Source organism: Streptomyces daghestanicus (assembly GCF_020521275.1).
GTDB classification, from domain to species: domain Bacteria; phylum Actinomycetota; class Actinomycetes; order Streptomycetales; family Streptomycetaceae; genus Streptomyces; species Streptomyces griseoviridis.
The window spans coordinates 1,834,409-1,844,463 of the sequence record NZ_BNDX01000008.1; the positions used below are offsets into that span (position 1 = coordinate 1,834,409).

8 protein-coding genes, 1 tRNA gene and 1 pseudogene are annotated in these 10,055 nt (G+C 71.1%); 7 read left to right on the plus strand and 3 right to left on the minus strand.

Translation table 11 applies throughout. The annotated features are described in order from the left end of the window. Positions 1-23: 23 nt before the first annotated feature. Positions 24-1,001: an ATPase BagA gene (gene bagA, locus Sdagh_RS17820; protein ID WP_190076967.1), complete on the plus strand. Its 978-nt coding sequence runs from the start codon at positions 24-26 to the stop codon at positions 999-1,001. Further along, a complete protein-coding gene (bagB, locus tag Sdagh_RS17825; RefSeq protein ID WP_190076968.1) occupies positions 998-2,377 on the plus strand; it encodes an ATPase BagB in 1,380 nt (459 codons plus the stop codon). Before bagA ends, bagB begins: the two co-directional genes overlap by 4 nt. A 157-nt stretch (positions 2,378-2,534) precedes the next feature. Here the strand turns inward: bagB and wblA are convergent, their stop codons facing one another. Beyond that, on the minus strand, positions 2,535-2,873 hold the full coding sequence (wblA, locus tag Sdagh_RS17830; protein WP_188185285.1) for a transcriptional regulator WblA: 339 nt from the start codon (positions 2,871-2,873) through the stop codon (positions 2,535-2,537). A gap of 679 nt (positions 2,874-3,552) precedes the next feature. On the opposite strand from wblA, the gene Sdagh_RS17835 reads away from it, so the two are divergent. After that, the gene (locus tag Sdagh_RS17835) at positions 3,553-5,841 is read left to right on the plus strand and encodes a transglycosylase domain-containing protein (RefSeq protein ID WP_190076969.1); all 2,289 of its coding nucleotides are present in this window, start codon (positions 3,553-3,555) and stop codon (positions 5,839-5,841) included. 85 nt (positions 5,842-5,926) lie between these two features. On the opposite strand, the gene Sdagh_RS17840 is transcribed toward Sdagh_RS17835, so the two are convergent. After that, complete coding sequence (locus tag Sdagh_RS17840) at positions 5,927-6,394, minus strand: GatB/YqeY domain-containing protein (RefSeq protein ID WP_189421903.1); 468 nt, start codon at positions 6,392-6,394, stop codon at positions 5,927-5,929. A 387-nt stretch (positions 6,395-6,781) separates the two neighbouring features. Between Sdagh_RS17840 and Sdagh_RS17845 the strand changes: the two genes are divergently transcribed. From Sdagh_RS17845 to Sdagh_RS17855, 3 genes are all read left to right on the plus strand, one after another. Further along, entirely contained in the window at positions 6,782-7,708 is a 927-nt protein-coding gene (locus Sdagh_RS17845) for a metallophosphoesterase (RefSeq protein ID WP_189425206.1), read from the plus strand. A 93-nt stretch (positions 7,709-7,801) separates the two neighbouring features. Further along, entirely contained in the window at positions 7,802-8,548 is a 747-nt protein-coding gene (locus Sdagh_RS17850; protein WP_190076970.1) for a Pr6Pr family membrane protein, read from the plus strand. A gap of 66 nt (positions 8,549-8,614) precedes the next feature. Then, a tRNA-Pro gene (locus Sdagh_RS17855) sits at positions 8,615-8,688 on the plus strand. Positions 8,689-8,921: 233 nt separating this feature from the next. Here the strand turns inward: Sdagh_RS17855 and Sdagh_RS17860 are convergent. Next, positions 8,922-9,206, minus strand: coding sequence for a hypothetical protein (locus Sdagh_RS17860; protein WP_226535374.1), 285 nt, complete (start codon positions 9,204-9,206; stop codon positions 8,922-8,924). Between Sdagh_RS17860 and Sdagh_RS17865 the strand changes: the two are divergent. Beyond that, positions 9,160-10,034 (plus strand): annotated as a pseudogene (locus Sdagh_RS17865) (serine hydrolase domain-containing protein); the annotation flags it as partial. The gene Sdagh_RS17860 and the pseudogene Sdagh_RS17865 overlap by 47 nt on opposite strands. Between the last annotated feature and the right edge of the window lie 21 nt (positions 10,035-10,055).

Sequence of the window (10,055 nt, forward strand, 5' to 3'; positions counted from 1 at the left end):
CAGGACTGGTTACGCTCGAATACGTGAGCAGGCTCCAGGTCGTCAGCGGCAAGGGCGGAACCGGCAAGACCACGGTGGCCGCCGCCCTAGCGCTGGCCCTGGCCACGGCGGGGAAGCGGACGCTTCTCGTCGAGGTCGAGGGCCGGCAGGGCATCGCGCAGCTCTTCGAGACCGAAGCGCTGCCTTATGAGGAGCGGAAGATCGCCGTCGCTCCCGGGGGCGGGGAGGTGTACGCCCTCGCCATCGACCCCGAACTGGCCCTTCTGGACTACCTCCAGATGTTCTACAAACTGGGCGGTGCCGGCCGGGCCCTGAAGAAGCTCGGCGCCATCGACTTCGCGACCACCATCGCGCCCGGGGTCCGGGACGTCCTGCTGACCGGCAAGGCGTGCGAGGCGGTCCGCAGAAAGGACCGGGCCGGCCGGTTCGTCTACGACTACGTGGTGATGGACGCGCCCCCGACGGGCCGCATCACCCGCTTCCTCAACGTCAACGACGAGGTGGCGGGGCTCGCCAGGATCGGCCCGATACACAATCAGGCGCAGGCGGTGATGCGCGTCCTGAAGTCCCGCGAGACGGCCGTGCACCTGGTGACGCTGCTGGAGGAGATGCCGGTCCAGGAGACCGCCGACGGCATCGCCGAGCTGCGCGCCGCCGGGCTGCCGGTGGGCCGGGTCATGGTGAACATGGTCCGCCCGGAGGTGCTGGACGCCGAGGACCTGGGGCGCGTACGGACGCTGCCGCGGGCCTCCCTCGCGCGCGCCCTGTCGGCCGCCGGGCTCGGCGGGGCGCGGCGCGGCGGGCACGCCGAGCGGCTGGTGGACCCGCTCCTGGACCAGGCCGGGCAGTACGCCGCGCGGTACGAGCTGGAGCAGGAGCAGCGGGCGGTCCTCGGCGAGCTGGACCTGCCGCTGCACGAACTGCCGCTGCTCATCGAGGGGATGGACCTGGCGGGTCTGTACGAGCTGGCCACCGAGCTGCGGAAGCAGGGGATCGCATGAGCACGGGCCGAGGCCGACCGGAGCAGGACCGCGACCGGGAGGCCGTACGGCGGCTGTCCCCCACCCGCGTCCTGGAGATCGACCCCCTGCTGGAGGACCCCGACACCCGCATCGTGGTGTGCTGCGGTTCGGGTGGCGTCGGCAAGACGACCACGGCGGCGGCGCTGGGGCTGCGCGCGGCCGAGCGGGGCCGCAAGGTGGTCGTGCTGACCATCGACCCGGCCCGCCGGCTCGCCCAGTCCATGGGCATCGACTCGCTGGACAACGTGCCGCGGCGGGTGAAGGGCATCGACGACTCGGCGGGCGGCGAGCTGCACGCGATGATGCTCGACATGAAGCGGACCTTCGACGAGATCGTCGAGGCGCACGCGGACCCCGAGCGGGCCCGGGCGATCCTGTCGAACCCCTTCTACCAGTCGCTCTCGGCGGGCTTCGCGGGCACGCAGGAGTACATGGCGATGGAGAAGCTGGGGCAGCTGCGCTCCCGCGACGAGTGGGACCTGATCGTCGTCGACACCCCGCCGTCCCGCTCGGCCCTGGACTTCCTGGACGCGCCCAAGCGCCTGGGCTCGTTCCTCGACGGCAAGCTGATCCGGGTCCTGCTGGCCCCGGCGAAGGTGGGCGGCCGGGCCGGCATGAAGTTCCTGAACGTCGGGATGTCGATGATGACCGGCGTCCTCGGCAAGGTGCTCGGCGGGCAGTTCCTGAAGGACGTGCAGACGTTCGTGGCGGCGATGGACTCGATGTTCGGGGGGTTCCGCACCCGCGCGGACGCCACGTACAAGCTGCTCCAGGCGCCCGGTACGGCGTTCCTGGTGGTCGCCGCCCCGGAGCGGGACGCGCTGCGCGAGGCCGCGTACTTCGTCCAGCGGCTGGCCGCCGAGGACATGCCGCTCGCGGGTCTGGTCCTCAACCGGGTGCACGGCAGCGGCGCGGACCGGCTCTCCGCCGAGCGGGCGCTGGCGGCGGCGGAAAATCTTGAGGACGCCGGCATTGTGGATCAACGCGACGGGAAAGCTGGTCTTCGTAACTCCCCCGGCACACACGGCGGTTCCGGCTCCCCCGAGGCCACGGACGCCGAGGACACGGACGCCCAGGACACGGACGCCCAGGACGCGGCCGGCGCCGAGCACGCGGTGGACGCGGACCGCTCCGCCGACCGGCTCGCCGCGGGCCTGCTCAGGCTGCACGCCGACCGGATGCAGCTGCTCTCCCGCGAGCAGCGCACGCGGGACCGTTTCACCGCGCTGCACCCCGAGGTGGCGGTGACCGAGGTGGCCGCGCTCCCCGGCGATGTGCACGACCTCGCGGGGCTGCGGGACATCGGCGACCGCCTGGCGACGGGCCGGCCCGAGCTGCCGGACGAGCAGGTGTGACGTCCGGCGGGGCAGGTGTGCCGCGGAGCCCTGCCGTGGCTGCCCGGCGGTGCGGTCCGGCGCGGATGCGGGTGCCGGGCGGTGGTGCGGGTGCCGGGCGGTGGTGCGGGTGCCGGGCGGTGGTGCGGGTGAGGCGGGCCCGGCGGGCCGGGTGGCCTCAGCCCACGGCCGCGTAGTTCTCGTACACCTCGTCGTCGTCGAGGGGCACGATGCCGGCTCCTCGCTCGTACTCCGTGCGCGCGGTCTCCAGGAGCCGGCGCCAGGAGGTCACGGTGGGCCGCCTGCGCAGCAGTGCGCGGCGCTCCCGCTCCGTCATGCCTCCCCACACGCCGAACTCGACGCGGTTGTCCAGCGCGTCGGCCAGGCACTCGGTCCGCACCGGGCATCCGGTGCACACCGCCTTGGCCCTGTTCTGCGCTGCTCCCTGAACGAACAGTTCATCCGGATCGGTAGTGCGGCAGGCGGCCTGCGCACTCCAGTCGGTAACCCAGCCCATACCGGCGCCGTCCTCTCCCGAATCGAGGCTCCCCCACGGCGGCAGCGGCATATTCACCGCCGCCAGTTGAGGACGTTACGGAAGGTGGGCACGGCGCAACACCCCCAGCGGGCCCAATCTTGAATGGCCCGAACGGACTATGGGTAAGCGGCAGATCACCCGGGGGAGTGAGCTGGCGACATACAGGGCGAACCCGACATCAGGGTCGTTTCCCTTGCGTCACAACGGACTCCGTTCGACACACAAGGCCAATTCGGACACGCGCCGCACTCGCTCCGGCACGCACCCGTGCGCCCCGAACGCTTCCACCAGGCCCTCTGCGGGCCCCGGCCGGAGCGGACTCGGAAAAGTCGAACGGACGCGGAACGATCCGGCGCCGCCGGGCGTATTGATACATGGCCGCACTGCTGTGACTGTCGATGACGGTCGAGAGCAGCTTAGGCCAAGGCATATACGCGTGTCCGGCGAATGAGAACGCAGGTCCCTCACGTCGCCGTGACGTCAGGTCGCCCGACCGGCGCCGGGGTCCCCGGCCGCGTCCTGTGCCACAGGTTTCGGTGTCACGGGTCCGGCGCCGCTGGTCCGGTGCCACAGGTCCGATGTCACAGTCTCGTACGCGAACGCTCCGAGGAACACCCGCTCCTACGGATCGCTCATACCTACGGATTAGGCTGCCCCCATGGCAATGAAGCGCTCCGGCGGTGGTCTGTCACCTGCCCAGCAGGCCGCCAAGTTCCTCGGTGTCAGTGTGCTCGCGGGAGCCGTCCTGGCGGGCATCGCGCTGCCCGCGGTAGGCGCGCTGGGGCTGGCCGCGAAGGGCTCGGTCGAGAGTTTCGACGAGCTGCCGGCCAACATGAAGACGCCCCCCTTGAGTCAGCGCACCACCATCCTCGACGCCGACGGCGGCACCATCGCGACGGTCTACTCGCGCGACCGCACCGTGGTGAGCCTGAAGAACATCTCGCCGTACCTGCAGAAGGCGATCGTCGCGATCGAGGACTCGCGTTTCTACCAGCACGGGGCGGTCGACCTGAAGGGCGTGCTGCGCGCGGTCAACAAGAACGCCCGCAGCGGCGGCGTCTCCGAGGGCGCCTCCACCCTCACCCAGCAGTACGTGAAGAACGTCTTCGTGGAGGAGGCCGGCGACGACCCGACCAAGGTCGCCCAGGCCACCCAGCAGACCATCGGCCGCAAGATCCGCGAGCTGAAGTACGCGATCCAGGTCGAGGAGGAGCTGGGCAAGAAGAAGATCCTTGAGAACTACCTGAACATCACCTTCTTCGGCCAGCAGGCGTACGGCGTCGAGGCGGCCTCCCAGCGTTACTTCTCCAAGCACGCCAAGGACCTCACCCTCGCCGAGTCGGCCCTGCTGGCCGGCATCGTCCAGTCGCCCAGCCGGTACGACCCGGTCAACGACGAGGCCGAGGCCACCAAGCGGCGCAACGTGGTCCTCGCGCGCATGGCCGAGGTCGGCGACATCTCCGAGGCGGAGGCCGCCGAGGCGCAGAAGGCGCCGCTCGGCCTGAAGGTCAGCACCCCGAAGAACGGCTGCATCACGGCCGTGGACGGCGCCGGGTTCTTCTGCGACTACGTGCGCGCGGTCTTCCTGAGCGACCCGGTCTTCGGCAAGACCAAGGAGGCACGGGCCAAGGTCTGGAACCAGGGCGGCCTGACCATCCGTACCACCCTCGACCCCACGGCGCAGCAGTCCGCCCAGGACTCGATCAAGCAGCACGTGTACAAGACCGACGACGTGGCGACCGCGGCCACCGTCGTCGAGCCCGGCACCGGCAAGATCCTCGCGATGGGCCAGTCACGTCCGTACGGCTTCGGCAAGAACGAGACGCAGATGAACCTGTCCGTGGACCAGGCCATGGGCGGCGGCGTCGGCTACCAGCCCGGTTCGACGTTCAAGCCGATCGTCGCGGCGGCGGCCATCGAGGGCGGCACCCCGGCGACCAAGTCGTACTCGTCGCCGTACGAGATGGAGTACCCGAGCCCGATCGCGGCCTGTGACGGCAAGACCTGGCGGAACGACCCGAACAACCCGGCGAAGCTGCAGAACGAGAACGAGACCGAGGTCGGCCCGTACTCGATGAAGGAGGCGACCGCGAAGTCGGTCAACACCTACTACGTGCAGCTGATCAGCGACATCGGCATCTGCCCGGTAACCGAGATGGCGCAGAAGATGGGCGTCGAGCGGGCCGACGGCGGCACGATGCAGCAGGCGCCGTCCATCGCCCTGGGCACCCAGGAGATGTCCCCGCTGACCATGGCGAGCGCGTACGCGGCCTTCGCCTCGCGCGGGATGTACTGCACGCCGGTCGCCATCCAGTCGATCACGCAGCGCGTCGGCCAGCAGAACAAGTCGCTGGAGGTCCCGAAGTCGACCTGCTCGCGCGCCATGTCGGAGACGACCGCCGACACCATCAACACGCTGCTGCGCGGCGTGGTCGAGGACGGTACGGGTACGGAGGCCGGCCTCGGCAGCCGTCCCAGCGCGGGCAAGACCGGTACGACGGACTACCGCTACGCGGCCTGGTTCGTCGGCTACACGCCGAACATGGCGGGCGCGGTCTGGGTCGGTGACCCGGCGCACAAGCGGCAGATGGTCGACATCACCATCGGCGGCGTCCCGCACGACAAGGTCTTCGGTGGCGAGGTCCCCGGCCCGATCTGGCGCGACATGATGACCGGCGCCCTGGAGGGCAAGCCGGCCACCGACTTCTCCTACGTCGACATCCCCGAGGGCGGCGACAAGGACAAGGGCGGCAACGACGACGCCGGCAACGGTGACGACGACCCGTCGGACGACGGGGGTTCGCCGGGTGACGACGGCACCGGTGACAACGGGGCCGGCGGTGACGACGGCACCGGCGACGGCGAGAACTTCATCGGCGACCTGGGCAACGGCGGCGACTGGGGCGACATCTTCCGGGGCCAGGGCAACGGCGGCGGACGCGGCTGAGCGCCTCGGCGCCCCTCGCGCGCAGCAGCAAAACGGCCCCCGCGCTCCCTCAGGAGCGCGGGGGCCGTTCCCCTTCCCGCACCGCTCAGCCGGCGGCCAGCAGCTTCTTCACCGCGGCGGCGACCCGGCCGCCCTCGGCCTGCCCGGCCACCTTCGGGTTCACGATCTTCATGACGGCACCCATCGCCCGCGGCCCCTCGGCACCGGCGGCCTTCGCCTCCTCGACGGCCTGCGCGACGATCGCGGTCAGCTCCTCGTCGGACAGCTGCTTGGGCAGGTACCCGGCGAGCACCTCGCCCTCCGCCTTCTCCCGCTCGGCCTGCTCGGCCCGCCCGGCACCCGCGAACGCCTCCGCGGCCTCCCGCCGCTTCTTCGCCTCGCGGGTGATCACCTTCTGCACCTCGTCGTCGGACAGCTCGCGCTTGGTGGTCCCCGCGACCTCCTCCTTGGTGATCGCGGCGAGCGTCAGCCGGAGCGTCGAGGAGCGGAGCTCGTCGCGCTCCTTGATCGCGGCGTTGAGGTCGTCCTGCAGCTTCGACTTGAGCGTGGTCATGGGTCGATTGTCGCAGGTACGCGGTTCAGGACGCCCACGGATTTCCTCCGGGGGCGGCGGGGCGGGGGCTTCGCCCTTCCCCGGGCCGTCCGGCGGGGCATCGCGCCTCCGGGGGGACGCTTGCGGGCTGCTTCCTCCGATACCGGCGGGACGGGGACTTCGGGCGGTCCGGGGCGGTGTCGCGTCTGCGGGGGAGGGGGGACGCCTGCGGGCTCCCCGGTACCGGAGGGAGGGGGGAGCCGGTGCGTTCCTGGGCCGTCCGGCGGGGCATCGCAGGCCCAGGGGGACGCCCACGCGTTCCCCCCGCCCCGCGGCACCGGGAACTTCGCGCTCCGCGGGGCCGTCCGACGCGGCATCGCACCCCCGGGAATCTGACACGATGGTCGTATGCGCGCGCGATACCGAGTGCCCCTGTCCCTCGCCGCGGCCGGCGCCGCCGGCCTGGTCTACGCGGCGGGCTTCGAAGCCCGTTCCTTCCGCCTGCGACGGGTGACGGTCCCCGTCCTCCCCTCCGGTATGCGCCCCTTGCGCGTGCTCCAGGTCTCCGACATCCACATGGTCGGCGGCCAGCGCAAGAAGCAGCGCTGGCTGCGCTCGCTGGCCGGCCTCCGCCCCGACTTCGTGATCAACACCGGGGACAACCTCTCCGACCCCGAGGGCGTCCCGGAGGCCCTGGACGCGCTCGGCCCGCTGATGGAGTTCCCCGGCGCGTACGTCTTCGGCTCCAACGACTACTACGGCCCCGCCCTGCGCAACCCCGCCCGCTACGTGGTGGAGAAGCTCCAGGGCCGCCACGGTCTGAACGGCAACCCGCCCGCGAAGAACGTCGTCCACAACCCCTGGGAAGACCTCCGCGACACCTTCGACGCCGCGGGCTGGCTGGACCTCACCAACACCCGCGGCACCCTCAAGATCGAGGGCGTCTCGGTCGAGCTGACCGGCCTGGACGACCCGCACATCAAGCGGGACCGGTACGCGGAGGTGGCCGGCGGCCCGTCCTCCTCGGCGGACTTCTCGATGGGCGTGGTGCACGCGCCGTACCTGCGCGTCCTGGACGCCTTCACCGCCGACCGCTACCCGTTGATCCTCGCCGGGCACACCCACGGCGGTCAGCTCTGCATCCCCTTCTACGGCGCCCTGGTGACCAACTGCGACCTGGACACGGACCGCGTGAAGGGGCTGTCCACGCACACGGCGGAGGGCCACACGTCCTACCTCCACGTCTCGGCCGGCTGCGGCACCAACCGCTACACCCCGGTCCGCTTCGCATGCCCGCCGGAGGCGACACTGCTCACGTTGGTGGGGCGGGAGTGACGGGGGACTGACGTAGCGGGGGCTGTGCCGGGGGGGTAACCCACACAGCCCACCCACATCGCCCCTCCCACCGCCTGTCCCTACGTTGAGGGCATGACCGCACCGATACCCAGGGACATCCCGGACCTGCCCGCGGTCCCGGGCCCGCCCGCGCTGCTGCCCTCCCCGGTCCCGGCCACGGCCGTGGTGACACCGGTACGCCGCCCCCTGACGGCCGCCTTCCGCCTGCTGGCGGCTGCACTGGCCGCGGCCGGCGTCACCGTCGAGCTGTCCCTGCCCGGCCCGCCCACCCGCGCCCTGAGCCACTTCACGGTCCAGAGCGGCATCCTGCTGGCCGTCGTCCTCGCCCTCTCGGCCCGCAGGGCCTGGACGGCCGCCCGCCCCCTGCCCTCCGCCGTGACCGGGGCGGCCCTCCTCTACACCGTGGCGTCGGCCCTGGTCCACCACCTCCTGCTGGCCAACCCGGCGAGCCCCTTCGCCCTCCCCGAGACCCCCACCGGCTGGCACGCCGTCGCCACCCACCTCCTCAGCACGGCCCTGCCCCTCGCCGCCACCGCCGACTGGCTCCTGCTGACCGTCCCCGGCCGCATGCGGCTCCGCCAGGCCGCCGGATGGATGCTGTACCCCTTGGCCTACCTGGCCTTCTCCCTCCTCCGCGGAGAGCTGCTCCTCCCCGGCAGCACGGCCCGCTACCTCTACCCCTTCCTCGACGTCGACCAGCACGGTTACAGGGGCGTCCTCGGCAACGCCCTCCTCCTGGGCCTCGCCCTCTACGCCCTGGCCGTCCTCCTCATCGCCGTGGACCGCATCCGCCCGAACCCCCTCCGCCGCCCCTGCTGAACCGGATTTCGTCTCCGGCGCACGGTGGGCTAAAGTAAACGTCGTCGCCGCGAAAACGACGACACTCGGGGTGTGGCGCAGCTTGGCAGCGCGCTTCGTTCGGGACGAAGAGGTCGTGGGTTCAAATCCCGCCACCCCGACAGCTGAAACACCAGGTCAGGGGCCTGATCCGCGAGAGCGGGTCGGGCCCCTGAGTGGTTCGGGGGCCATTTTGGGAGCCGTTTGGGAGCCGACTCCGTATCCCGGCTCCCAAACGGCTCCCATCACCCCATCGCCAAGGCCGCTCGATCTCTCACCAAGCGCGGCGGGTGGGAAGCCGTACTCTTCCTCCCTCACAACCGCGAGCATCGGCGCGCCGCACGGGGCAGACCTCTCACACCCCCGCATCCGGCCATTGCCACACGGCCGCGTCGGCATCCGCGTCACGTACGCCCTTCAGCTTCACGTCAGCCATGGATTCGACCTCGAAGAAGCACAACGGATCGGTGATGATCCCCAGTGTCGGAGTCCCTCTGCCCTCTTCCAGGTTCGAGGCGATGACGAGTGAGTAGTTGCTTCCCTCTGCAAGCGCACGCGTGAGTTCCGCGCTGGTGAGAGACACGTCGGCAGGCTCCGCGAAGTACTGGCCGGAGTTCGCCGCGAACGGCAAGGCGGACATCCCTGTGCGCTGGCTCCTGGCCCACCAGGCCGGCCTGGTCGCGCTGGATCAGCCGGTGCCGTTGACGGAGGCGCTGGCCTGGCCCCGCTCAACGCCCCCCCTGGACTCCGGGCACAGCGCACGGCTACCACGGCCGGACCTGGGGCTGGCTGGTCGGCGAGGCGATCCGCCGGGTGTCCGGCCGCTCACCAGGCCGCTTCTTCGCCGACGAGATCGCGGCCCCACTGGGCTTGGACTTCTTCATCGGCCTGCCCGCCAGCGAACGCGACCGAGTCAGCCGCATGGTGTACCAGCGGCCGGACGTCGACCTCACCACCCTGCCCACCGAGTCGGTCCCCGAGGAACTCCGCGAACAGGTCGCCGCTTGGCGGGACCCGAACTCATTCAGCAACAGGGCCTACGCCTCACCGACCCTCCCGAGATTGACTTCGACTCACCGGAGGTACAGGCCGCGGAGCTCCCGGCCTCCAACGGCATCGGCACCGCACGTGCGCTGGCGCGCATGTACGCCGCGCTGATCGGCGAGGTGGGCGGAGTGCGTCTTCTCTCCCCGGACGCCCTGGCGTCGGCGACCGAGGAGCAGTCCAGCGGGAAGGACCAGGTCATGCTGATCCCTAGCCCTTCAGCGCCGGCTACATGCTGCCCACCGAGAGCAACCCGATGATCGGGCCGAACTCTTTCGGTCACACCGGCCGAGGGGGGTCACTCGCCTTCGCCGACCCGGAGCACGGGGTTGCATTCGCCTACGCGATGAACCGCGTCATCGGAGGCGGCGACGATGTGCGAGCGGCCTCGCTGGCCGAGGCAGTGCGCCGATCTCTGGCGTAATGACCTGGTGGTCGTGCGTTG